22 protein-coding genes are annotated in these 24,268 nt (G+C 65.2%); 15 read left to right on the forward strand and 7 right to left on the reverse strand.

Translation table 11 applies throughout. From position 1 onward, the window contains the following. The first annotated feature begins 38 nt into the window (after positions 1-38). The 4 genes from argJ to ribA all read left to right on the forward strand — a co-directional run bounded on the left by argJ (position 39) and on the right by ribA (position 3,466). On the forward strand, positions 39-1,256 hold the full coding sequence (argJ, locus tag BTO32_RS13355) for a bifunctional glutamate N-acetyltransferase/amino-acid acetyltransferase ArgJ (RefSeq protein WP_076725146.1): 1,218 nt from the start codon (positions 39-41) through the stop codon (positions 1,254-1,256). Between the two features lies 1 nt (position 1,257). Beyond that, positions 1,258-2,226, forward strand: a complete 969-nt coding sequence (locus tag BTO32_RS13360) for a Nudix family hydrolase (protein WP_076725147.1) — start codon at positions 1,258-1,260, stop codon at positions 2,224-2,226. Positions 2,227-2,291: 65 nt separating this feature from the next. Further along, positions 2,292-2,774, forward strand: coding sequence for a cyclic pyranopterin monophosphate synthase MoaC (moaC, locus tag BTO32_RS13365; protein ID WP_076725148.1), 483 nt, complete (start codon positions 2,292-2,294; stop codon positions 2,772-2,774). 80 nt (positions 2,775-2,854) lie between these two features. Further along, entirely contained in the window at positions 2,855-3,466 is a 612-nt protein-coding gene (ribA, locus tag BTO32_RS13370) for a GTP cyclohydrolase II (RefSeq protein WP_076725149.1), read from the forward strand. A gap of 72 nt (positions 3,467-3,538) precedes the next feature. Here the strand turns inward: ribA and dxs are convergent, their stop codons facing one another. The 4 genes from dxs to BTO32_RS13390 form a co-directional block, all read right to left on the reverse strand. Then, positions 3,539-5,470 carry a 1-deoxy-D-xylulose-5-phosphate synthase gene (gene dxs, locus BTO32_RS13375; RefSeq protein ID WP_076725150.1) on the reverse strand — a complete coding sequence of 644 codons (1,932 nt, stop codon included), beginning with the start codon at positions 5,468-5,470 and terminating at the stop codon, positions 3,539-3,541. A 73-nt stretch (positions 5,471-5,543) separates the two neighbouring features. Next, positions 5,544-6,440 carry a polyprenyl synthetase family protein gene (locus BTO32_RS13380; protein WP_076725151.1) on the reverse strand — a complete coding sequence of 299 codons (897 nt, stop codon included), beginning with the start codon at positions 6,438-6,440 and terminating at the stop codon, positions 5,544-5,546. Further along, a complete protein-coding gene (locus tag BTO32_RS13385) occupies positions 6,440-6,694 on the reverse strand; it encodes an exodeoxyribonuclease VII small subunit (RefSeq protein WP_076725152.1) in 255 nt (84 codons plus the stop codon). The genes BTO32_RS13380 and BTO32_RS13385 overlap by 1 nt, the downstream gene beginning before the upstream one ends. A 54-nt stretch (positions 6,695-6,748) precedes the next feature. Further along, the gene (locus BTO32_RS13390; protein ID WP_076725153.1) at positions 6,749-7,522 is read right to left on the reverse strand and encodes an NRDE family protein; all 774 of its coding nucleotides are present in this window, start codon (positions 7,520-7,522) and stop codon (positions 6,749-6,751) included. Between the two features lie 97 nt (positions 7,523-7,619). Here BTO32_RS13390 and BTO32_RS13395 point away from each other — a divergent pair, with 97 nt between their 5' ends. Genes BTO32_RS13395 through BTO32_RS13410 form a run of 4 tightly spaced genes read left to right on the forward strand, consistent with a single transcriptional unit; the run spans position 7,620 to position 10,587 of the window. Next, entirely contained in the window at positions 7,620-8,417 is a 798-nt protein-coding gene (locus tag BTO32_RS13395) for a sulfite exporter TauE/SafE family protein (protein ID WP_076725154.1), read from the forward strand. 10 nt (positions 8,418-8,427) lie between these two features. After that, on the forward strand, positions 8,428-9,216 hold the full coding sequence (gene lgt / locus BTO32_RS13400) for a prolipoprotein diacylglyceryl transferase (RefSeq protein ID WP_076725155.1): 789 nt from the start codon (positions 8,428-8,430) through the stop codon (positions 9,214-9,216). Next, entirely contained in the window at positions 9,213-10,052 is an 840-nt protein-coding gene (locus tag BTO32_RS13405) for a thymidylate synthase (protein ID WP_076725156.1), read from the forward strand. Before lgt ends, BTO32_RS13405 begins: the two co-directional genes overlap by 4 nt. Before the next feature lie 19 nt (positions 10,053-10,071). Beyond that, on the forward strand, positions 10,072-10,587 hold the full coding sequence (locus BTO32_RS13410) for a dihydrofolate reductase (RefSeq protein WP_076725157.1): 516 nt from the start codon (positions 10,072-10,074) through the stop codon (positions 10,585-10,587). On the opposite strand, the gene BTO32_RS13415 is transcribed toward BTO32_RS13410, so the two are convergent. Beyond that, positions 10,584-12,068: a DEAD/DEAH box helicase gene (locus BTO32_RS13415; protein WP_076725158.1), complete on the reverse strand. Its 1,485-nt coding sequence runs from the start codon at positions 12,066-12,068 to the stop codon at positions 10,584-10,586. The genes BTO32_RS13410 and BTO32_RS13415 overlap by 4 nt on opposite strands. A 147-nt stretch (positions 12,069-12,215) precedes the next feature. Then, positions 12,216-12,686 carry an Lrp/AsnC family transcriptional regulator gene (locus BTO32_RS13420; RefSeq protein ID WP_076725159.1) on the reverse strand — a complete coding sequence of 157 codons (471 nt, stop codon included), beginning with the start codon at positions 12,684-12,686 and terminating at the stop codon, positions 12,216-12,218. Between the two features lie 157 nt (positions 12,687-12,843). Between BTO32_RS13420 and BTO32_RS13425 the strand changes: the two genes are divergently transcribed. From BTO32_RS13425 to BTO32_RS13435, 3 genes are read left to right on the forward strand one after another with little or no spacing between them, the layout of a single operon-like run. After that, positions 12,844-16,362 (forward strand): indolepyruvate ferredoxin oxidoreductase family protein, encoded by a 3,519-nt coding sequence (locus BTO32_RS13425; protein ID WP_076725160.1) that lies wholly within the window; start codon positions 12,844-12,846, stop codon positions 16,360-16,362. After that, positions 16,355-17,536 carry an amino acid aminotransferase gene (locus BTO32_RS13430; protein WP_076725161.1) on the forward strand — a complete coding sequence of 394 codons (1,182 nt, stop codon included), beginning with the start codon at positions 16,355-16,357 and terminating at the stop codon, positions 17,534-17,536. Before BTO32_RS13425 ends, BTO32_RS13430 begins: the two co-directional genes overlap by 8 nt. Before the next feature lie 51 nt (positions 17,537-17,587). Beyond that, complete coding sequence (locus tag BTO32_RS13435; protein ID WP_076725162.1) at positions 17,588-18,970, forward strand: sodium-dependent transporter; 1,383 nt, start codon at positions 17,588-17,590, stop codon at positions 18,968-18,970. Between the two features lie 28 nt (positions 18,971-18,998). Here BTO32_RS13435 and paaX read toward each other — a convergent pair whose 3' ends face one another. Beyond that, on the reverse strand, positions 18,999-19,973 hold the full coding sequence (gene paaX / locus BTO32_RS13440) for a phenylacetic acid degradation operon negative regulatory protein PaaX (protein ID WP_076725163.1): 975 nt from the start codon (positions 19,971-19,973) through the stop codon (positions 18,999-19,001). A gap of 396 nt (positions 19,974-20,369) precedes the next feature. Between paaX and BTO32_RS13445 the strand changes: the two genes are divergently transcribed. The 4 genes from BTO32_RS13445 (at position 20,370) to BTO32_RS13460 (ending at position 24,235) form a co-directional block, all read left to right on the forward strand. Continuing rightward, entirely contained in the window at positions 20,370-21,518 is a 1,149-nt protein-coding gene (locus BTO32_RS13445) for an ABC transporter substrate-binding protein (protein ID WP_076725164.1), read from the forward strand. A 79-nt stretch (positions 21,519-21,597) separates the two neighbouring features. Next, the gene (locus BTO32_RS13450; protein ID WP_076725165.1) at positions 21,598-22,473 is read left to right on the forward strand and encodes a branched-chain amino acid ABC transporter permease; all 876 of its coding nucleotides are present in this window, start codon (positions 21,598-21,600) and stop codon (positions 22,471-22,473) included. Beyond that, the gene (locus BTO32_RS13455; protein WP_076725166.1) at positions 22,473-23,480 is read left to right on the forward strand and encodes a branched-chain amino acid ABC transporter permease; all 1,008 of its coding nucleotides are present in this window, start codon (positions 22,473-22,475) and stop codon (positions 23,478-23,480) included. The genes BTO32_RS13450 and BTO32_RS13455 overlap by 1 nt, the downstream gene beginning before the upstream one ends. Further along, positions 23,477-24,235: an ABC transporter ATP-binding protein gene (locus BTO32_RS13460; protein ID WP_076725167.1), complete on the forward strand. Its 759-nt coding sequence runs from the start codon at positions 23,477-23,479 to the stop codon at positions 24,233-24,235. The genes BTO32_RS13455 and BTO32_RS13460 overlap by 4 nt, the downstream gene beginning before the upstream one ends. The last annotated feature ends 33 nt before the right edge of the window (positions 24,236-24,268 follow it).

The following is a 24,268-nucleotide window of genomic DNA, read 5'->3' on the forward strand; positions in this document are numbered from 1 at the left end:
AGACCATTCCACAGGTTTGTGAATAAAGGAGAGGTAGCATGGCCGTTGGTCCAGGTGGTTTACCCGATTTTTACCCCATCGCCGGTGTCCGTATCGGCATCGCCAGCGCCGGCATCAAGAAACCCGGGCGCAAGGACGTGGTGGTGTTCGAGCTGGCGCCGGGTAGCCAGGTCGCGGGTATCTTCACCCGAAACCAGTTCTGTGCCGCCCCGGTGGTGCTCAGCCGACGCCACTTGGCACAGGCGGCGCCGCGTTACCTGCTGATCAACACCGGCAATGCCAACGCCGGTACCGGCGAGCAGGGGCTGCGCGATGCCCTGGCCTGCTGCCAAGCCCTGGCGGACAAGGCCGGGGTCACCGCTGAGGAAGTGCTGCCGTTTTCCACCGGGGTCATCGGTGAACCCCTGCCGGTCGCTAAAATCGTGGCGGCCCTGGACGATGCTCTGGCTGAAGTGAGTGAAAGCCGCTGGCCCGAAGCCGCCGAAGGCATCATGACCACCGATACCCGGCCCAAGGGCGCATCCCGTCAGGTGCGGCTGGGGGAGCACACGGTGTCGATTTCCGGCATCAGCAAAGGCGCGGGCATGATCCGACCGAACATGGCGACCATGCTCGGGTTCATCGCCACCGATGCCCGGATTGAACCGGGACTGCTGCAATCCCTGGCCTCGGAGCTGGGCGAGGCCTCGTTCAACCGGATCACCGTCGACGGGGATACCTCCACCAATGATGCCTGCATGCTGGTGGCCACTGGCCAGTATGGGGGGCCGGAAGTGGCCGCTGACAGCCCGGAGCTGCCGGTTCTGCGCGAGGCATTGAAGGCCGTCTACCTGGAGCTGGCCCACGCCATCGTGCGCGACGGCGAAGGCGCCACCAAGTTCGTGACCATCGACGTGCGCAATGCGGCCAGCCAGGCCGAGGCTCTGGACGTGGCGTACGCCGTGGCCCATTCGCCACTGGTCAAGACGGCGCTGTTCGCCTCGGATCCTAACTGGGGGCGCATCCTGGCGGCGGTGGGCCGGGCCGGCGTGTCCGACTTGGACTTGCAGGCCCTGGAGATTTACCTCGGAGACGTGTGTCTCGTCCGCAACGGCGGCCGCGCCGAGGACTATTCCGAAGCGCGGGGACAGGCGGTGATGAACCAGGAAGAGGTCACCATCACCATCGATCTGCGCCGAGGCGAGGTCCGGGAAACCGTCTGGACCTGTGACTTCTCCCACGACTACGTCACCATCAACGCAGAATACCGGACCTGAAATGGCGGATCAGGCGCACCCCGTAAGGGAGGTCCATGTCGCGGTGGGCGTCGTGCAGCGGCGGGGCCGGGTGCTGATTGCCCGCCGGCCCGATCATGCCCACCAGGGGGGACTGCTGGAATTTCCTGGCGGTAAAGTGGAGCCGGGGGAGACGGTGCAGCAGGCTCTGATCCGGGAGCTGGCCGAGGAAACCGGGCTGCGGGTATCGCCCGATGCCCTGGAGCCGCTGATTGGCATCCGCCATGACTATGGTGATAAACGGGTATTCCTGGACGTCTGGCGCACCGGTCAGGCCGAGGGCGAGCCCGAGGGCCGGGAAGGCCAAGCGGTGGCTTGGCTGGCGCCCGAGGCGTTGCGGGACGAGGACTTCCCCGCCGCCAACCGGCCGATCATCCGGGCGCTCCGCCTGCCGCAGACACTGGCGATCACCGGCCATGTTCGCAGCGTAGGGGATGGGCTGGCGGCGCTGACCGCGAGTCTGGATCGGACACCGGTGTCGGCGCTGGTGCTGAGGGCCCCGGCGCTGGACGACGAAGCCTACCGGCGGTTCGCCGACGCCGCGGTGGCGCTGTGCCGCGACCGGGGCGTCGCACCCCTGCTCCACGGCGGGCCGGAGCGGTTGACCGCCGTGCCCGGGGCCGCCGGGTTGCACCTGCCCTGGCATGAAGCCCGGAGTCTGTCGTCTCGCCCTGTCCCGGCCTCGGTCTGGCTGGGGGTCTCTTGCCACGATGCCGGTCAGCTGGCCCGGGCGGCGGCGCTGGGGGCCGACTACGTGACGTTGGGTCCGGTTCGGCCTACGCCGACGCACCCGGCCCGGCCGGGCCGGGGCTGGCCCTGGTTCGCCGAGCGGGTCGCCGAGGCCGTGGTGCCGGTCTATGCCCTGGGGGGCGTCGGCCCCGACGATGTCACGACGGCCCGACAGGCCGGCGGGCAAGGCATTGCCGGCATCCGCTTCTGGTGGACGGCCTGAACGGTCCCCGTTCGAACTCTGGTATTCTTGTAGTCGTGCCCAGCCACCTGCGCCTTGGAGAAACTGTGAACAAGCTGACCCACCTGGACGACAAGGGCGAAGCCCGTATGGTCGATGTCACCGACAAGGCCGTCACTGCCCGCGAGGCCCGTGCCGAAGCGATCCTGCGCATGGCACCTGAAACCCTGCGCATGATCCTCGACGGCGAGCATCCCAAAGGGGATGTGCTGGCGGTAGCCCGGATCGCGGGGATCATGGCGGCCAAGAAAACCCACGAACTGATTCCCCTGTGCCACAGCCTGAACCTGACGTCGGTCAAGGTGGATCTGGAGGCCGGCGAGGATGGGACGTCGGTGGTGGTGCGGACCCGGTGCAAGTTGTCCGGTCAGACCGGGGTTGAAATGGAAGCGCTGACCGCCGCCAGCGTGGCGGCCCTGACACTCTACGACATGTGCAAGGCGGTGGATCGGGGCATGGTGATCGAGGCGGTCCGGCTGTTGGAGAAGACGGGAGGCCGCAGTGGCCACTGGCAGGCCGACCCGGCCTAGCGCCGTGTGCCGGGACTACGCGGGGTGGCCGGCCACGTGGTAGAATGCGCGCCCGACTGACTGAACCACGAGGAAACGCTGTGGCTGTTCGTTACATCCAGACTTGCCGGTTGCCCACTCCGTTCGGGGTATTCGACATGCACGGTTTCGAGGAACCCGATACCGGCAAGGAGCACATTGCCCTGACGCTCGGCAACCTGGATAGTGACGAGCCATTGCTGGCACGGACTCATTCCGAGTGCCTGACCGGCGATGCCCTGTACAGCATGCGCTGCGACTGTGGTTACCAGCTGGAGGAGGCCCTGCGCAGCATCGCCCGGGAAGGTCGGGGGATCCTGATGTATCTGCGCCAGGAAGGGCGGGGTATCGGTTTGCTGAACAAGATCCGCGCCTACCACCTGCAGGATCTGGGGGCGGATACGGTGGAAGCCAACGAGCAGCTGGGGTTTGCCGCGGATCTGCGGGACTACAGCATGTGCAAGGACATGCTGGAGCACCTTGGCATCAAGCGCATCCGGCTGATGACCAATAACCCCCGCAAGGTGCAGGCGCTGACCTCCTACGGTATTGAAGTGGTCGAGCGGGTGCCCCTGCATGTGGGGCGCAATCCGCACAACGAGAACTACCTCAAGACCAAACAGAGCAAGCTGGGGCACTGGCTGGAAACGCACCAGGACGACGACCCGGCATAACGCCCGGCCAGGCCACGCCAAAACCAAAAGCCCGCATCCAAGGATGCGGGCTTTTGGTTTGTTGCGAGGCGACTACTTGGCCACCTTCAGCCCGGCCTGCGCCATCTGCTTCAGGCGTTTCGCGATGGCCTGGCGGATACCCTGGGCATCCAGGCCGCACTCCGCCAGCAGCTCCTCCCGCTTGCCATGGTCGACAAAACGGTCCGGCAGTCCCAGCTGGAGCACTGGCTGAGTGACCTGACGCTGGTTCAGGCATTCGGTAACCGCACTGCCGGCGCCGCCGGCGACCACGTTCTCCTCGAGGGTGACCAGCAACTCATGCTGTTCGGCCAGCGCCAGCACCAGATCCTCGTCCAGTGGCTTGACGAAGCGCATGTCGGCGACGGTGGCGTCAAGGGCTTCGGCGGCCTGAAGGGCCGGCTCCAGCAGGGTTCCGAAGTTGAGAATGGCGACGGTCGAGCCTTCGCGTACACGCCGGCCCCGCCCCAGCGGCAGCGGCTGAAGGCCCGGCTCGATCCGGGCGCCGGGGCCGGTGCCCCGGGGGTAGCGGACTGCCGCGGGGCCATTGTACAGCAGGCCGGTCTGCAGCATCCGGCGGGTTTCGTTCTCGTCGGACGGCGTCATCACCACCAGGTTGGGGATGCAGCGCAGAAAGCTGATGTCGAAGGCGCCGGCGTGGGTCGGTCCGTCCTCGCCGACCAGGCCGGCCCGGTCGATGGCAAACAGTACGTCTAGGTTCTGAATGGCAACGTCGTGGATCAGCTGATCGTAGGCCCGTTGCAGGAAGGTGGAATAGATTGCCACCACCGGCTTGGCGCCGTCGCAGGCGAGCCCAGCGGCCAGAGTCACCGCGTGCTGTTCGGCGATCGCCACGTCGAAGTAGCGCTCCGGAAACCGCTGGGAGAAGGCGAGCAGATCAGAACCCTCGCACATCGCCGGGGTGATGCCGACCACCCGCTCGTCCTGTTCGGCGGCGTCACACAGCCATTGGCCGAACACATTGGCGTACTTGGGGCGGGGCGTTGCCGGCGGGACCGGCTTGGGCTGGCTGGGCGGCAGCGGGTCGATCTTGTTGATGGCGTGATAGCCGATCGGGTCGGCTTCGGCCGGCGCGAACCCCTTGCCTTTGGTGGTGACCACGTGCAGGAACTGGGGGCCGTCCAGCTCCCGGATGTTTTCCAGGGTTTCCACCAGCAGCGGCAGGTTGTGGCCGTCGATCGGACCGATGTAGTTGAAGCCCAGTTCCTCGAACAGGGTGCTGGGCGCGATCAGGCCCTTGACGTGTTCCTCGGTCTTGCGGGCCAGCGCCATCAGGTGCGGGGCACCTTGCAGCACCTTCTTGCCGCTGTCCCGGACTTGGTTGTAGGTGCGGCTCGACAGCAGCTTGGCGAAATAATTGGACAGGCCGCCGACATTCCGGGAAATGGACATGTCGTTGTCGTTGAGCACCACCAGCATGTCCGAATTCAGGTGGCCGGCATGGTTCAGTGCCTCGAATGCCATGCCGGCGGTCATGGCACCGTCGCCGATCACGGCGATGCTCTTGCGGCGGATGCCCTGCATGCGGGCGGCGATCGCCATGCCCAGGGCGGCGCTGATGGAGGTGCTGGAGTGACCGACACCAAAGGTGTCGTACTCGCTCTCGCCCCGCTTGGGAAAGCCGGCCAGTCCGCCCTTACGCCGGATGGTGCCCATCTGCTCCCGGCGACCGGTGAGGATCTTGTGCGGATAGGCCTGGTGGCCGACATCCCACACCAGCCGGTCTTCCGGGGTGTTGAAGACATAGTGCAGGGCGATGGTCAGCTCCAGCACGCCCAGGCCGGCGCCGAAATGCCCCCCGGTCTGGCCCACGGACCACAGCAGGAATGACCGCAGCTCCCGGGCGAGCTGGTGCAGCTGGTCGATGGGCAGCTCGCGAAGCTGGGCCGGGGCGTCAATCCGGTCCAGCAGCGGAGTGTTGGGCCGCCGTGACGGGATTTCCTTGAATGTGTATGTGTCCTGCATCTGCTCGGGTCTTCTGGGATTGTTTCGATTCTGTTTCCGGTACAACAAGTGTGCGCTTTTGGCGCAACCGGGTTCAATGGCTTCGTGCCACCACGAAGTCGGCCATGGCCCGTAGCGGATCGGCTTCCGGGCCAAAGCTGTCGAGGCTGGCCAGGGTGGCCTGGCGCAGGGTCGCCAGGTGCTCCTTGGCGCCGGCTAGCCCCAGCAGGGCCGGGTACGTCGGCTTGGCCCGGGCCGCGTCCGAACCCTGGGGCTTGCCGATGACATCGGTGTCGCCTTCCACGTCCAGCAGATCGTCCTGTACCTGGAACGCCAGGCCGAGGGTCCGGGCGTAGTTGGTGAGCGCGGTCAGGGCGGCTGTTCCGTTGGCACCGGCGGCGAGGGCCCCCATGCGCACGCTGGCCTCGATCAGGGCACCGGTCTTGTGACGGTGCATGGTTTCCAGCTGGGCCAGCGTCAGGGTCTTGCCCACCGACTCTAGGTCGATGGCCTGGCCGCCCACCATGCCCCGATGACCGGCCGCCCGGGCCAGTTCCTGAATCAGGGCGATGCGGATTTCCGGTGACCGCTCGTGGTCGTTTGCCAGCAGCTCGAAGGCCAGGGCCTGAAGGGCGTCGCCGGCGAGGATGGCGGTGGCTTCGTCGAATGCGATGTGGGTGGTCGGGCGGCCCCGGCGCAGTTCGTCATCGTCCATGGCGGGCAGGTCATCGTGGACCAGGGAATAGGCGTGAATCAGCTCCACGGCGCAGGCGGCGGCCAGGGCCGGTTCGTCACCGCCGCCCACGGCCCGGGCCGCCGCCAGGCACAGTGCGGGGCGGACGCGCTTGCCGCCGCCCAGCACGCTGTAGCGCATGGTCGCCTGCAGCCGGTCCGAGGCTCCGGTCTGTTCGATCCGGCGGTCGAGTTCGGCATCTACACGGGTACCGCAGGCCGTCAGGAACTCCCGTGCGTCCAGGTATTGCGTGATCATCAGGCGTTGTCGTCCGGGCTGAACGGTCGGGTTTCCAGGGTTCCGTCACTGCTCTGGATCAGTTGCTCCACCCGTTGTTCGGCGCTCTTGAGGGCCTGCTGGCATTCCCGGGTGAGCTTGACGCCGCGCTCGAAGGCGCTCAGGGACTGCTCCAGGGACAGCTCGCCCTGTTCAAGGTCTCGGACCAGCTTTTCCAGTTCATCCAGCGACTTCTCAAAGTCGGCGATGGATGCCGTGTCTTTTGCTTCGGCCATCGGCCCCTCCGGTCTGGTGGCGGAAATTTCGCGGATTATAACAGAGCCCGGCGGCTATCGCTGCCAGTGAAACCGCCGTTGGGGGCCAGGTTGCGCCATGGGGTGCCAAGTCTGTTCGGTGACCCGGATATCGCCGGATGCGGCGAGCGTGACGATGGTGGTGGTGCGGGTGCCGTACTCCGGGCCGACAATGAACGGCGAGGACAGAAATCGCTCGGTTTCCAGGCCGACGCCGGTATCGGGCAGCGCGTGATCCGGTGCGGGCGTGGTGTCCTGCAACAGCTCGAGCAGGCGCTGGTGCAGGGCCCAGGCGTCGTGTCCGGCATCCGGGACGGCCCGGGCCAGGGCGGTGCGCAGCCGCAGCAGTTTCGGCCAGGGGGTCTGCAGCAGGTGGTTGCTGAGCCCAAACACCCCCCGGTGTAACCAGCGGCCGGGGTGGGCGTCTCGGTTGCTGTAGTACCAGCCGCCGTCGGCCGACAGCCGGATCAGGTTGAAACCGGCATACTGGCGCCCCTCGTCCGCGAGCCGTTGCCAGAGCCGGGCGCGGGACTCGTGCAGGGCACGCAGGGGCAGTTCCCCCCGGCTGCGCCGGCCGGCCTCGGCAGCGCCCTCCCGGACGTTGGTGACCGCGGCGATGTCGCCGGCGGGAGTCAGTGCCAGCCAGGTGCCTCCGGATTTCAGATCCCGTCCGGCCAAGACGGTGTCCCCAGTACCGGTCCGCCACTCGTCCATGGCGGCGGTGGGGCGCTGGAAAAATTCGTCGCGGTTGGCGGCGAGCACCAAGGGAAATGAGCGGTTCTGGCCGAGGGCAAAGGCAATCAGGCACATGGCGACGATCGGGCTCCGGCGGTGGCGCTTTGGCCGTGAACTTGGGGGTGTCGCTGTGTATCATACCAGCCTTGCTATCCCACGGGCGTGAGGCGTTATGACTCTGTTTACCGTATTCGCAACCTATCTGCTGCTTGGCGCCCTGGCCGGGACGCTGGCCGGCCTGTTCGGCATTGGCGGTGGCCTGATCATCGTGCCGGTGCTGATTTTCAGTTTCGAACTGCAGGGCGTGAGCCCGGAGATCAGCGCGCACCTGGCCGTGGGTACCTCCCTGGCCACCATTGTTTTTACGTCCCTTTCGTCGATCCGCTCCCATCACCAGCGGGGCGCGGTCCGCTGGGACCTGTTCCGGCCGATGACGGTGGGCATCGTCGTGGGGGCGGTGCTCGGGGCCTGGACCGCGGCCTTCATGACCAGTGACCAGCTGCAGTTGGTGATCGGCACCTTTGTGATCCTGGTGGGGCTGAAAATGCTGCTGGAGTTCAGCCCCAAACCGGGGCGGGACGTCCCCGGCCCGGTGGGACTCGGGGCGGCCGGTGCCGGCATCGGCTGGGCATCGGCGATTTTTGGTATTGGCGGCGGCACCCTGACCGTGCCTTACCTGAGCTGGTGCAACGTACGCATGCAGAATGCCGTGGCCACGTCCGCCGCCTGCGGCCTTCCCATTGCCGTGGCCGGTGCGCTTGGTAACGTTTGGACCGGGTGGGGCCACGCGGATCTGCCCGCCTTCAGCGTGGGGTTTGTCTATCTTCCGGCGTTGCTGGGCGTGGTGCTCACCAGCGTGTTCTTTGCCCAGGTGGGGGCTCACCTGGCTCACCGGCTCAACGCCAAGGTCCTCAAGCGTATTTTCTCCATCATGCTGCTGATGGTGGGGCTCCGTTTTCTCCTGAGCTGAGAGGTAACCGATGCTGACGCATCCCCAGTTCGACCCGATCGCGGTTTCCCTCGGGCCGCTTAAGATTCACTGGTACGGACTCATGTACTTGGTCGGCTTTCTGGCCGGCTGGTGGCTGGGGCGCCTCCGCGCGCGCCGCCCCGGTTCGCCCATCACCGAAGCCCAGATGGGCGACCTGCTGTTCTATCTCGCGCTGGGGGTGATCCTGGGCGGCCGGTTCGGCTATGTGCTGTTTTACAATTTTGGCGCTTTCCTGCAGGACCCGCTCTGGCTGTTCCGCATCTGGGAGGGCGGCATGTCCTTCCACGGTGGTCTGCTGGGGGTGATCCTGGCGATGGTCTGGTACGGCCACAAGACCGGTGCCGGCTTCTGGCGGCTGGCGGATTTCGTGGCGCCGCTGGTGCCGGTGGGACTGGGCGCTGGCCGGATCGGCAATTTCATCAACGGCGAACTCTGGGGCAAGCCTACGGATGTGCCCTGGGCCATGGTGTTTCCCCAGGCGCCGGACGCCCTGGCGCGGCACCCTTCACAGCTGTATCAGTTCGCCCTGGAGGGCGTGGCCCTGTTTCTGATCCTGTGGTGGTTCTCCGCCCGGCCCCGGCCGAGGATGGCGGTGTCCGGTCTGTTCCTGCTGTGCTACGGGGTGTTCCGCTTCCTGGTGGAGTTCGTGCGCCAGCCGGACCCGCAACTGGGGTACCTGGCCTTTGACTGGCTGACCATGGGACAGGTCCTGTCCACCCCGATGATTGCCGCCGGTGCCCTGTTGATGTTTATTGCTTATCGGAGGAATGTGGCATGAAAGCCTACCTTGAGCTGCTGCGAGACGTGGTGGAAAACGGGGTCGACAAGGGCGACCGCACCGGAGTCGGTACCCGTTCGGTGTTTGGCCGCCAGCTCCGTTTCGACTTGCGGGAGGGGTTTCCCCTGGTCACCACCAAGAAGGTGCATCTGCGCAGCATCATCTGCGAGCTGCTCTGGTTCCTGCGCGGCTCCACCGACAACCGCTGGCTGAACGAGCGCAAGGTGACCATCTGGAATGAGTGGGCGCTGGAGAACGGCGACCTCGGGCCGATTTACGGCAAGCAGTGGCGCAGCTGGCAGTGTCCCGACGGCCGGGTGGTGGACCAGATCTCCGAGGTGATCGAGCAGATCCGCACCAAGCCCGATTCACGCCGTCTGATTGTCTCGGCGTGGAATCCAGCGGATCTGCCGGATGAAACCCTCAGCCCCCAGGACAACGTCCGCCAGGGGCGCATGGCGCTGGCGCCCTGCCACTGCCTGTTCCAGTTCTATGTCGCCAACGGCCGGCTGTCCTGTCAGCTGTACCAGCGCAGCGCCGACCTGTTCCTGGGGGTGCCGTTCAATATTGCCTCCTACGCGCTGCTGACGCACATGATCGCCCAGCAGTGCGACCTGGAGGTGGGGGAGTTCGTGCATACCTTTGGTGACTGCCACCTGTACCAGAACCACCTCACCGACGACATCGTGTTCGAACAGCTCCGGCGAGAGCCCCGGCCGCTGCCGCGCCTGGTCATCCGGCGCAAGCCGGCAAGCCTGTTCGAGTATGAGCTGGAGGACTTCGAGTTCGAGGGCTACGACCCGCACCCGGTGATCAAGGCGCCGATCGCGATCTGACCGCACAAGAGGAAACCGAATGCGCAAGGCATTGATCGTGGCCATGTCCCGCAACCGGGTGATTGGCCGCAACAACAAACTGCCCTGGTATCTGCCGGGGGATCTGCGTTACTTCAAACAGGCGACCATGGGCAAACCGATCATCATGGGCCGGAAGACCTGGGAGTCCATCGGCCGTGCGCTGCCGGGGCGTCTGAACTTGGTGATCTCCCGGGATCCGGACTGGCGGGTGCCGCCGGGTGCCGTTGGCGCCGCCTCCCTGGACGAGGCGCTGGCTAAGGCAGAGGCCCAGGCGCTGCTGGAGGGGGGTGACGAAGTGATGGTGATCGGTGGCGCTCAGGTGTATGCCCAGGCGTTGCCGCGGGTGGATCGCATGTACATCACCCAGGTGCACGCTGAGGTGGAAGGGGATGCGTATTTCCCGGAAGTGAACTGGGACGAGTGGGAGGAAATCGGCCGCGAAGATTTCTCCGCGACCGACCGCAATCCCTACGACTACAGTTTCGTGGTTTATCAGCGCCGCGAGGCCGACTAGCGGCCGCGCGACTTGCCCGATGGCTTGCCGCCCTTGCGGTGGCGGCTGGGGGCGCCGGATTTGAACCGGCGCTGCTCGCCGTTACGGGGGGCCGGTTTCCGGCCCTTGGCGGGGGGGCGCTGCTCGCGACGGGGCGCGGCGGACACGTCCGGCAGCGGTTCCGGGGTATCCAGGGGCAGGGCCCCCGGTTGCGCCATCTCGATCCAGCAGGCCAGGGCGCCGGCCACCATCGCCAGATCCATGTCGTTGCGCTCGGCGATGTCGTCGAGCAGGCCGATGGCTTTGGTGAGTTTCGGGTCATCCGAGAACGACAGCAGCTGGCTTTCGAACTGCTCGATCCGCAGCTTCAGGAGTTCCGCCGGTGACGGCAGCTGGTAGGGCTCCATCGGTGAGTTGGTGGCCCGTTCCAGGGTGCGCAGCCAGCTCCGTTCACGCGGGGTCACCAGCAAAATGGCCTTGCCGGAACGGCCGGCCCGACCGGTACGGCCAACCCGGTGGATGTAGGCCTCGGTGTCGTAGGGCACGTCGTAGTTGATGACGTGAGTGATCCTCGGCACGTCCAGGCCCCGGGCTGCCACGTCCGTGGCGATGATCAAGTCCTTCCGGCCACGCTTGAGGTCTTCCACGGTCTGTTCGCGCTGGCGCTGGTTCAGGTCACCGTTCAGGGGCGCGACGGCGTGGCCACGGGCGGACAGCTTTTCCGCCAGCAGCGTGGTTTCCGCCTTGGTCCGGACAAAGATGATGGCGGCGTCGAAGGGTTCCACCTCAAGGATCCGGGTCAGCGCGTCCAGCTTGCGTTCGGCGTAGACCGGCAGCACGAACTGGGCAATCCGCTCGACGGTCCGGGTCTCGCTGGCGATGCGTACTTCGGTGGCATCGCGCAGATAGGTCTGGGCCACCCGCTTGATCTGTGGCGGCATGGTGGCCGAGAACAGGGCGCGCTGGCAGTTGTCCGGTGTCTTGGCCAGGATGGCCTCGACATCGTCGATGAAGCCCATGCGCAGCATTTCATCGGCCTCGTCGAGGACCAGCGCCTTCAGCCGGTCCAGCTTCAGGGTGCCCCGGCGCAGGTGATCCAGCAGCCGTCCGGGCGTCCCAACCACGACCTGGGCGCCCCGGCGCAGTCCCTTGATCTGCGGGCTGAAATCCTGGCCGCCGTAGATCGGCAGGACATGGAAGTCCGAAAAGTGGCTGGCGTACGTGGTGAAGGCCTCGGCCACCTGGATGGCCAGCTCTCGGGTGGGCGCCAGGACCAGGATCTGCGGTTCCCGCGCGCGCGCGTCGATGCGGCTGAGCAGGGGCAGGGCGAACGCGGCGGTCTTGCCGGTGCCGGTCTGGGCTACGCCCAGCAGATGATTGCCTGCGAGCAGGGCCGGAATGGACTGGGCCTGGATCGGGGACGGGGTTTCATAGCCAACGGTGGTGACGGCTTCCAGAACGGCTGGCGCCAGTCCCAGGTCGGCAAAGGATTGTTCTGACATTGATTTACTCGGAATTCTGAGGGCGGGGCACCGTGGGCACGGTGCATGATGGCAAGCATTATAGTCGGTTTGTGCCGCCATTGACATCGGCAAACGCGCTCGCGGCATATGCATTTGCCCTGATCCGGCCGGTCCGGTGCGCCGGGCTCAGGCCAGGGGCAGGGTATGGCTGTTCTTGATCTCCCGCAGTGCGAAGTTGGAGTTGACCTGGGCGATGGCCTTGAGGGTGAAGATCTTTTCGTTCAGGAAACGGTCGTAGCTGGCCATGTCCGGGACCACCACCCGCAGGACATAGTCGGCGTTGCCAGTGACCGCGAAGCACTGCAACACCTCCGGATAGCTGGACACCTCCCGTTCGATCTCCGCGGTACTGTCCAGGGTGTGGCGGCGCAGGGACAGGTGCACCAGTACGCACAGCCCGTGGCCGACCGCCTCTGGGTCCAGCCTGGCACTGTAGCCGGTGATGACGCCGGCCTCCTCCAGGGCTTTCACCCGCCGCCAGCAGGCTGCCGGTGACAGGCCGACCTGCTCCGCCAGCGTCTGGTTGCTGATCCGGCCATCGTGCTGGAGGGCGTCCAGTATCTTGCGGTCGAGCCGATCCAGTTCTACCTGTTTCATTTGGTAACACCTCATTTTTTTAGAATTATATTTCGCTTAATTGTTATTTGTCGAAGAGGTTTTCGCAAACGGTCGATTTTCCTAATGAAAACGCAAACATTTTTACGCGGGTTCCCTCTAGAATTTTGTTCATAAAAGCAACAACCGGAGGGCGACCATGACCGCCGATACACCGCAACTCGATCATTACAAACTCGAGGATCGCTACCTGCGCGAATCCGGCCGGGTATTTCTGACCGGCACCCAGGCGCTGGTCCGAATCCCCCTGATGCAGGCCGCGCTGGATCGCCGCAATGGCCTCAATACCGCCGGCATGGTCAGTGGCTACCGCGGTTCGCCGCTGGGTGCCTACGACCAGGCCCTGTGGCAGGCCAAGGATCTGCTGCAGCAGAACCGCATCGACTTCGTCCCCGCCATCAACGAGGATCTGGCCGCCACCATCATGTTGGGTACCCAGCAGGTGGAGACCGACGAGAATCGTCAGGTCGACGGTGTGTTCGGGCTCTGGTACGGCAAGGGCCCCGGTGTCGACCGGGCCGGTGACGCTCTCAAGCATGGCACCACCTACGGCAGTTCGCCCCACGGCGGTGTCCTGGTGGTGGCGGGGGATGACCATGGTTGCGTGTCGTCCTCCATGCCCCATCAGTCCGATGTCGCGTTTATGGCCTGGTTCATGCCGACCCTGAATCCGGCCAACATCGCGGAGTATCTGGAGTTCGGCCTCTGGGGTTATGCTCTGTCTCGTTTCAGCGGCTGCTGGGTCGGCTTCAAGGCGATTTCCGAGACGGTGGAGAGCGCCGCCTCGGTGGAGCTGCCGCCGCTGCCGGAGTTCGTCACTCCGGATGATTTCACGCCGCCGGCGGACGGCCTGCACTATCGCTGGCCGGATCTGCCCGGGCCGCAGCTGGAAACCCGGATCGAGCACAAGCTGGCGGCGGTCCAGGCGTTTGCCCGGGCCAACCCCATCGACCGCTGTCTGTACCGGAACCCGAACGCCCGTTTCGGCATCGTCACCACCGGCAAGGCGCACCTGGACCTGCTGGAGGCACTGGAGCTGCTGGGTATCGACGAGGCCCGGGCCGCCGAGCTGGGTCTGGATGTCTACAAGGTGGGCATGGTGTGGCCGCTCGAACGCCGGGGCATCCTCGACTTTGTCCATGGCAAGCAGGAAGTGCTGGTCATCGAGGAAAAACGCGGCATCATCGAGAGCCAGATCAAGGAGTACATGTCGGAGCCGGATCGCCCCGGCGAGGTCCTGATCACCGGCAAGCAGGACGAGTCCGGCAAGCCGTTGATCCCCTATGTTGGCGAACTGAGTCCGAAACTGGTGGCGGGCTATCTGGCGGCCCGCCTGAGCCGGTTCTTCGGGGTGGACTTCAGCGAGCGGCTGAAGGCCATCAATGAGATGTCCGATGCCCAGGACCCGGGCGGCGTTCGGCGCCTGCCGTATTTCTGTTCCGGTTGTCCGCACAACACGTCCACCAAGGTGCCCGAGGGCAGCAAGGCGCTGGCGGGTATCGGCTGCCACTTCATGGCCTCCTGGATGGGGCGCAACACCGAATCCCTGATTCAGATGGGCGGCGAAGGTGTCAACTGGATCGGCAAGAGCCGTTACACCGGTAATCCCCATGTGTTCCAGAACCTTGGCGAGGGCACCTATTTCCATTCCGGCTCTATGGCCATCCGACAGGCGGTCGCGGCCGGCATCAACATCACCTACAAGATCCTGTTCAACGACGCGGTGGCGATGACCGGCGGCCAGCCGGTGGACGGCCAGATCACCGTGCCGATGATTGCCCAGCAGGTGACCGCCGAGGGGGTACGCCGGGTGGTGGTGGTCAGCGATGAACCGGAAAAGTACCGCGGCCACGAGTCGGCGTTCCCGAAGGGCGTCACCTTCCACGACCGTTCCGAGCTGGACCAGGTGCAGCGGGAACTGCGGGAGATTCCCGGTTGTACGGTGCTGATCTACGACCAGACCTGCGCCGCCGAGAAGCGTCGCCGGCGCAAGCGTGGCCAGTTCCCGGACCCGGCCCGGCGGGCCTACATCAACCATCACGTGTGTGAAGGTTGCGGTGACTGTTCGGTTCAGTCCAACTGTCTGTCGGTGGTGCCCCGGCACACCGAGCTGGGGCGCAAGCGCCGGATCGACCAGTCCTCCTGCAACAAGGACTTTTCCTGCGTGACCGGGTTCTGTCCCAGCTTCGTCACCATCGAGGGTGGCCAGCTGCGCAAGTCCCGGGGTATGGCTACCGGTTCCGTTCTCAGCCGTACCCTGGCGGAGCTGCCGGCGCCGTCTCTGCCGCCGCTTGAAGGGTCCTTCGACCTGCTGGTTGGAGGTGTGGGCGGCACCGGGGTGGTGACGGTGGGGCAGCTGATCGCCATGGCCGCGCACCTGGAGTCCCGGGGCGTGTCGGTGTTGGATTTCATGGGCTTCGCCCAGAAGGGGGGGACCGTGCTCAGCTACGTGCGGATGGCGCCGGCCCCCGATCGGCTGCACCAGGTTCGCATCGGCCACGGTCGGGCCGACGCTCTGATCGCCTGCGACATGGTGGTGGCAACCTCCCAGAAGGCCCTGAGCGTGCTGCGTCCGAACCACACCCGGGTGGTGGCCAACGAGGCTGAACTGCCGACCGCGGACTACGTGCTCTACCGGGACGCAGACATGCAGGCCGATAAGCGCCTGGGGGTATTGCGCCAGGCGGTGGGCGACGACCGGTTCGATGCTCTGGATGCCAACGGCATCGCCGAGAAACTGATGGGCGACACCGTCTTCTCCAACGTCATGATGCTGGGTTTCGCCTGGCAGAAAGGGCTGCTGCCGGTGTCCGAGGCGGCCCTGATGCGAGCCATCGAGCTCAATGGCGTGGCCATCGATCGCAACAAGGAAGCCTTTGGCTGGGGCCGGGTGGCCGCGGCGGAGCCGGCGGTGATCGACACGCTGCTGCAGGGCAGCCAGGACGTGTCCCGGGCCGCGGCGGAGCCGACGCTGGACGAGCTGATCGCCAGTCGCCACGGCCACCTGGAACGTTACCAGAACCGGCGCTGGGCGGACCGTTACCGGGACGATGTGAACCGGGTTCGGGCGGTGGAGCGGGCGCTGGGGCACGAGCACCTGCTGCTGACCCGGGTGGTGGCCCAGCAGCTGTACCGCTTCATGGCCTACAAGGATGAGTACGAGGTGGCCCGGTTGTTTGCCGAGACCGATTTCATGAAGGAGGTGAACGACACCTTCGAAGGCGACTTCAAGGTCCACTTCCACCTGGCGCCGCCCATTCTGAACACCGGCACCGACGCCCGTGGCCGGCCACGCAAACGCCGGTTCGGGCCCTGGATGTTCCGGGTGTTCAAGGTCCTGGCCCGGATGCGCGGCCTGCGCGGCAGTGTCTTCGACCCGTTCCGCTACTCCGCCGACCGGCGCCTGGACCGGGCGCTGCTTGCCGACTATCAGCAGCTGGTGGAGCGGATTGCCCGGGAACTGAATGCCGGCAACTACGACACCTTCCTGCAGTTGGCCGAACTGCCGTCCGAAGTCCGGGGATTCGGGCCGGTGCGGGAGCAAGCGGCGGAGGCGATCCAGGCGAAGCGGCAGCAGCTGCTGAAGGACCTGGAGTCCGGCCGTCCCACCCTGATCCGTGCCAAACACGCCGATGAAGAGGAGACGCACCATGTTTGAGGGACTCAAGCCGTTACCCCAGGACCCGATTTTGCAGCTGATGCAGCAGTTCCGCGAGGACCCGCGCCAGGACAAGGTGGATCTGGGCATCGGTGTCTACAAGGACGCCGCCGGTCACACCCCGATCATGGCGGCGGTGCGGGAGGCGGAGCGGCGCCTGCTGGCCACTGAAACCAGCAAGGGTTATGTGGGACCGGCCGGAAGCGCCGGTTTCAACGATGCCATGGCGGCGCTGATCCTGGGGCGCGACAACGCCCTGCGCCGGGATGGCCGGGTGTCGGTGGTGCAGACCCCGGGAGGCTGTGGCGCCCTGCGCATGGCGGCGGAATTCCTGCGGCTGTGCCGCCCGGACACCACCGTCTGGGTCAGCAACCCCACCTGGGGCAACCACCGGCCGCTGCTTGGCGGGGCCGGCCTGGCCATCCGTGAGTATCCGTACCTGGATCCGGCGACTCTGGAGGTGGACTTCGAGGCGATGCTGGAGGCCCTGGCACAGGCCAGGGCCGGTGACGTGGTGTTGCTGCACGGCTGTTGCCACAACCCATCCGGGGCGGACCTGACCTTGGCGCAATGGCGGCGGGTGACGGAGGTGATCCTGCGCCGGGGGCTACTGCCGTTCGTGGACCTGGCCTACCAGGGACTGGGGGAAGGGCTGGAGGAGGACGTGGCTGGCCTGCGACAGCTGGCGGCCGAGGTGCCGGAGATGATCGTGGCGGCGTCCTGTTCCAAGAACTTTGGCCTGTACCGGGAGCGGACCGGTGCCCTGATGCTGATCTGTGCGTCACCGGCCAACCGCGAGGCGGCCACCAGCCAGCTGCTGAGTGCCATTCGCTCGCACTATTCGATGCCGCCGGCCCACGGCGCGGCGATCGTCGAAACCATCCTGGCGGACGACGGCTTGCGCCGGCAGTGGCAGGACGAGCTGGGGGCCATGTGCCAGCGCATTCTCGGCCTGCGCCATGCCCTGGCCGATGCCCTGGCGCCCGCCGGCGATTTCGGTTTCATTGCCCGCCAGCGGGGCATGTTCTCGTTCCTCGGGATCGGCCCGGATCAGGTCCGCCGGCTGCGCGAGACGCACGGCATCTACATGCTGGAATCCAGCCGCGTCAATGTGGCGGGGCTGAACGAACAGACTCTGCCGGTGGTGGCCGAGGCCATCCGCGGCGTTTTGTAACGACCGAAACCACAACGGCTTTCCGACAACAACAACGACTCGGAGAACTCTATGACTCAACACACGCAACCGCACCAGGCGGCGTCCAGCCTCTGGTCTTCCCGCCTCGCGTTCATCCTCGCCGCCGCCGGCTCGGCGGTGGGCCTGGGTAACATCTGGAAGTTTCCGTACATCACCGGTGAGAACGGCGGCGGCGCCTTCGTGCTGGTGTACTTGGTCTGCATCGCCCTGATCGGCGTGCCGGTCCTGATCGCCGAGACGATGATCGGCCGCCGGGGTGGTCAGAGCCCCATCGCCACCATGCGTTCGCTGACAGGCCGGGACGGCGCCGCCCGGGGCTGGCGGGCGATTGGCTGGAACGGCGTGGTGGCGTCGTTTCTGGTCCTGTCGTTCTATTCGGTGATTGGCGGCTGGTCTCTGGTCTACATCGGTAAGGCGGCCGCCGGTGTCTTCACCGGAGCGGATGCCGAAGCCATCGGTGCCCAGTTCGGCGCCCTGCTGGCCAATCCCTGGGAGCTGTTGCTCTGGCACAGTGTGTTCATGGCGCTGGTGATTCTGATCGTCGGGCGGGGCATCCGCTCCGGCCTGGAACGGGCGGTGAACATGCTCATGCCGCTGTTGTTCGTGCTGCTGGTGGCGATGGTGATCTATGCCATGAACACCGACAGTTTCGCTCGGGGGGTCCGTTTCATGTTCTCACCGGATTTCAGCAAGCTGACCACCGAGGGCGTGCTGGTGGCGCTGGGGCACGCCGCGTTCACGCTCAGCATCGGCATCGGCGTGCTCATGGCCTACGGCTCCTATCTTCCGACCCGGGTCAACATCGCCCGCACCGCCGTCACCATCGCCGTGATCGATACCGGCGTGGCGCTGCTGGCGGGGCTTGCCATTTTCCCGCTGGTGTTCGCCAACGGCCTGGAGCCGGGCAGTGGCCCGGGGCTGATTTTCGTCACCCTGCCGCTGGCGTTCGGCAAGATGAGCGGCGGCGTGCTGTTCGGCGCGGTGTTCTTTGTGTTGCTGCTGGTGGCGGCGATCACGTCCGCGATTTCCATGCTGGAACCGGTGGTGGAGTGGTTGGAGGAGCACAAAGGGTTCAGCCGGGCCCGGAGCGCCCTGTTCGGCGGCCTGGTGATCTGGTTCGTCGGTATCGGAACGGTGCTGTCGTTCAACCTCTGGTCGGACGTTCATCCGCTGGGCTTCATCGCCTTCTTCAAGGATAAGACGGTGTTCGACCTGCTCGATTTCCTGGTGTCCAACCTGATGATGCCGCTGGGGGGACTGGCGATCGCGTTGTTTGCCGGCTGGGCGCTGGGGCGCCAGGGGCTGGCGGAGGACATCGGGCTGCGCGGGCTGCCCTACCGGCTGTTCATGGTGGTGCTGCGTTACTTGACGCCGGCGGGCATTGCCGTGGTGTTCCTCTACAACCTGGTATAACCCGGCAACGCCCCGTCCCGGACACCGTTCACAGCGGCTCGGCGGTCGCGGTGAGCGGTGCCTCCGGGATCGACCGGGTGTCGTCAAGGCCGCCGAAGCGGCGATAGAATTTCTCGTTGGGCCCGGGTAGCGGGCCCGACGCATTTTCCAGGGTCTGGTCCAGCCATTGCTCGGCGCGGGCGTAGATCTGCCGGTAGAGGTTGCGGCACAGCTGCTTGGCGCTGCGCCCCTCCCAGTCGCCCGGCAGCAGTTCGTCCGGCAGCAGCGGGTCCCGCAGCAGGATTTTGCGGTATTCGTGAATCAGCAGGACGCGCAGGGTCAGGCATTCTTTCGGGGTCAGGTTGTCCTCGTTCTGCAGCTCCCGCCACACCGGCCGGAACTGGGACAGGAAGCGGCGGTAGCGCCCGCCCAACTCGTCCAGGTTCCAGCTTTCCCGTACCTGCAGACGCAGGGCCCTGGAACTCTTCTGCTCCATCGGCACGGTTTCCATCACGATGGTGTCATCCAGCGCTCCCCATTCCTGCAACAACGGCAGCAGTTCGTTGCGGGTGAAGCGGGGGTGCTCCATGACGCCGGGTGCCATGCTGCCAAAGCTCAGCCACTTAAGTTCCTCTCGTACCTTTTGTCGCAGCTCCGGAGCCAGCTGGTTCAGGAACACCAGGCACCAGCTGCCGCTCCACTCCTTGGTGGACAGGCTGTAGACATGCTGAAACGCCTGCTCGAACCGGCGCAAGCCGGGGCCGGTCAGGCTGTAATAACTGCAACGGCCGACTTTCTCGGTCTGTAGCCAGGATTCCTGCACCAGCCGGTACACCGAGGTGCGTACCAGGCGCTGGCTGATGCCCATGGGCTCCACCAGCTTCATCAGGCTGCCCAGCCAGACGGTGCCGCCCCTGGGCACGATGGCATCGCCGTAGATGGTGATGATCAGGGAGCCGGCCCGAAGCGGCCGTTTTTTCTGAAAATTGCTGACGAGAATGTCGAGCTGGTTTTTTGCGGACATGCGTGGTGTCGGTCTGGTTGTCAAGTGAACAGGTCTGAGTCCTATTATGCGGTTCTTGTGTGTCACGTAAAGCTTCCGGTGTGGTATTGGAAACTGGCGTTCTGCGCCCCGTCCGGCTTTACTGTATGAACCTGTCAGGAAGTCAACTAAATCGGTTGACACTGTCATTATGATACAATAGTGTTCATTGATGTTTGTCAGCGGTATCGTATTGTGTCGATGACGAATAGGCAGGAGCGATTCCGTCAGGGAGGATCAGACAAAAACAAAGCCGGCAGCGGGCGATAGCACGCGTGATATGACACAGGAGTTGTGACCGGGCTTTCGATCGCTGTTTTACTTCTGAGCCAAATCGGGGGTAACTCGGCCCCCACACAATTCGGGAGAATAAAAACAATGTTCAAGACAATGATGCGTCGCGCCGTGGCGCTGGTGGCCGCCGCCGGGCTGGCCATGGCTGCCCAGGCCGCCGAGCCGATCAAGATCGGTTCCTTCCTGTCGGTGACCGGCCCCGCCTCCTTTCTGGGGGACCCGGAGCTGAAAACCCTCGAAATGTACATCGAAAAGATCAACGAGGACGGTGGCGTGCTCGGGCGTCCGCTTGAGCTGGTGCACTACGATGACGTAGGCAACGCCTCCTCAGCCCGTAACTTCGCCAGCCGGCTGATCCGTTCGGACCGTGTTGACATCATCGTCGGCGGCAGCACCACCGGTGCCACCATGGCGGTGGCTCCGCTGGTGCAGCAGGCGAAGATTCCCTTCATTTCCCTGGCCGGGGCGGTGGTGATCACCGACCCGGTGAAACCCTGGGTATTCAAGACGCCCCAGTCCGACCGCATGGCCGCGGAGCGGATCCTGGGGGACATGAAGGCCCGGGGCATTACCCGCATCGGCCTGATCTCGGGCACCGGTGGCTTTGGTTCCTCCGGCCGAGCGCAAACCCTGGAAGTGGCTCGGGATATGGGCATCGAGGTGCTGGCGGACGTGACCTACAGCGGCTCCGACACCGACATGACCGCCCAGCTGACCAACATCCGCAACACCGAAGGGGTGCAGGCGGTACTGAACTTCGGGTTCGGCCAGGGGCCGGCCATCGTCACCCGCAACTACGCCCAGCTGGGCATCGACCTGCCGTTCTACCAGTCCCATGGTGTCGCCTCCGACAGTTTCCTGGCGTTGGCCGGGGAGGCCGCCGAGGGGCTGAGGCTGCCGGCTTCACCGTTGCTGGTACCGGATTCCCTGCCGGACGACGATCCCCAGAAGGCGATCGTGCAGAAGTACAAGTCCGAGTATGAGGCGCGCTGGAACAGCAAGGTGTCCACTTTCGGCGGCTATGCCTATGACGGCCTGATGCTGGCGGTCAAGGCGATCGAGGCCGCGGGTTCCACCGATCCGGAAGCCGTTCGCGAGGCCCTGGAAAATATCCGTGGCTACGTTGGGGTGACCGGCGAATTCAACATGTCTCCGGACGATCACAATGGCCTGGACGCCGATTCCTTCCGCATCCTGGAAGTTCAGGACGGCGGCTGGAAACTGATCAACTGAGCCCTTCCATCCGCAGCCCGGGCTGCCGCCCCGTCCGTGTCGTCGGGGTGGCAGCCGGTGTCCCGACCGGAACCAGGTTATGTTCGCAGAATTCCTACAGTATCTCTTCACCGGGATTACGATCGGCGCCACCTACGCCCTGATCGCCCTCGGTTTTACGCTGATCTACAACGCCAGCCACGTCATCAACTTCGCCCAGGGTGAGTTTCTGATGATCGGCGGCATGGCGACCGTGTCATTCATGGCCATGGGTATGCCGATGCTGCTGGCGATCATTCTCGCCGTGGTGCTGGCCGGCATCCTGGGTATCCTGTTGCAGCGCCTGGCCATCGCGCCGGCGAAACAGGCGGACGTGGTCACCCTGATCATCATCACCATCGGCGCTTCCATCTTCATCCGGGGGCTTGCCCAACTGGTGTGGGGCAAGGATTACCATGCCATGCCCAACTTCAGCACCGACGAGCCGATCCGGGTGTTCGGCGCGGTCCTGAACAGCCAGAGCCTGTGGGTGCTTGGCATCGGCGCGGTGCTGGTGGTGGCGCTGGTGCTGTTCTTCACCCGCACCCTGATCGGCAAGGCCATCCTGGCGACCTCCATGAACAAGGACGCCGCCCGGCTGGTGGGGATCCGGACCCAGATGGTGCTGATGCTGGCGTTCATGGTGTCGGCGCTGCTGGGCGCCATTGCCGGCGTGGTGGTCGCGCCCATTACCTTCACCTCCTACGACATCGGCATCATGCTCGGCCTGAAGGGGTTCGTCGCGGCCGCTATCGGTGGCCTGGGCAGTGGCCTGGGCGCGGTGGTCGGAGGGCTGCTGCTGGGCATCGTGGAGGCCATGGCGGCCGGTTACATTTCCTCGGATTATAAGGACGCGGTGGCGTTTTCCATGATTCTGGTGGTGCTGTTTTTCATGCCGCGCGGTCTGTTCGGCGCCAAGGTCGTGGAGAGAGTGTGATGTTCAAGCGTTTCATGCAACTTCGTCTCCGGGACTTGGTGATTCTGGCGGTGATCCTGTTCAGCCTGCCGGCGTTCCTGGACAACCCGTTTCACTATGAACTGGCGACCCAGATGGCGATCATCGCCGCTACGGTGGTGGGCCTGAACCTGCTGGTGGGCTATGCCGGGCAAGTTAGCCTGGGCCATGCTGGTTTTTTCGGCCTTGGGGCCTATTTTTCCGCGATCATGACCGGCAGCTATGGCTGGTCCGCGCTACCGGCACTGCTGGTGGGGGCGATCCTGGTGGGTGTCATCGCCTGGATCGTCGGCCGGCCGATCCTGCGCCTGAAAGGGCACTACCTGTCGATGGCCACCCTCGCCGTGGGCTTCATCATTGCCATCATCATCAACAATGAGACCGGTCTGACCGGCGGGCCGGACGGCATTCCGGTGGCCCCCTTCGACCTGTTTGGCTGGGAGCTCAGCCCGTTCGGATCCTATTCCCTGCTGGGTGTGGAGCTCAGCGGCAGCCAAGCCTGGTATCTGTTCTCGGCGCTGGTGCTGCTGCTGGCGGTATGGCTGGCCCAGAACCTGATCGACTCGCAGATCGGCCGGGCCCTGCGCTCGGTGCACGGGTCCGAGGTGGCGGCTCGGGTGGTGGGCGTGAACACGGCCAAATACAAGAGTCTGGTGTTCGTGATCTCGGCGATCTACGCCAGTGTCATGGGCAGCCTTTACGCCCACTTCCAGGGGTTCATCACACCCGCGGTGGCTGGTTTCGACTTTTCCATCGTGCTGATCACCATGGTGGTTCTGGGGGGCATGGGCTCCACCATGGGTGTGATTCTGGGGGCGGTGGTGCTCAAACTGTTGCCCCAGTTGCTGGCGGACTTCCAGGAGCTGGAGGCGGTGATGTTCGGCCTGATTCTGATGCTGACCATGATCTTCATGCCCAAGGGGCTGCTGCCGACCCTGCAGCGGTCGATCGGCCGCAGACTGAAGAAGAAGGCGGAGGGACAGGCATGACGGCATTGATTGAAGTCCGGGGGCTGGACAAGGCCTTCGGTGGCGTGCACGCCGTGGAAGGCGTCAGCTTCTCGGTGCAGGCAGGACAGGTCTATTCGGTGATTGGCCCCAACGGGGCGGGCAAGACCACGCTGTTCAACCTGATCTCGGGAATTTACACGCCGACCCGGGGCGAGATCCGCCTGAATGGCGAGAACACCGCCCGGCTGGCGCCGAACCAGCTGGCGGAGCGGGGCATGTGCCGGACCTTCCAGCAGATGCAGATCTGCATGAACATGTCCGCCATCGAGAACGTGATGCTGGGGCGGCACCTGAAACTCCGCAGCAACCTGTTCGCCACTCTGTTCCGGCTGCCGTCTCAACTGCGGGATGAGGCCTTCTGCCGGGAGCGGGCGGCCGAGCTGATGACGTTCGTCGGTTGTGGCGACTACTTGGAGCACGAGGCATCGGCGATGTCCTACGGTGCCCTGAAGCGCCTGGAGATCGCCCGCGCCCTGGCTGCCGAGCCCAAGGTGATCCTGTTGGATGAGCCAGCGGCGGGCCTGAACGCGACCGAGACGGCGCAGCTGGAGGCGCTGATCCGCAAGATCGCCGACCAGGGGACCACCGTCCTGCTGGTCGAGCACGACATGAAACTGGTGATGGGGATCTCCGATCGCCTGTTGGTGTTGAACTATGGCCGCGTACTGGCCGAGGGCACCCCGGCGGAAATTCGCGAGAACCCGGACGTCATCGCCGCCTATCTGGGTGGCTGAGCAAGGAGACCTTTCCCATGAGCGAGCAAGATA

This window comes from Marinobacter lutaoensis (assembly GCF_001981305.1).
In the GTDB taxonomy this organism is placed as follows: Bacteria; Pseudomonadota; Gammaproteobacteria; order Pseudomonadales; family Oleiphilaceae; genus Marinobacter; species Marinobacter lutaoensis.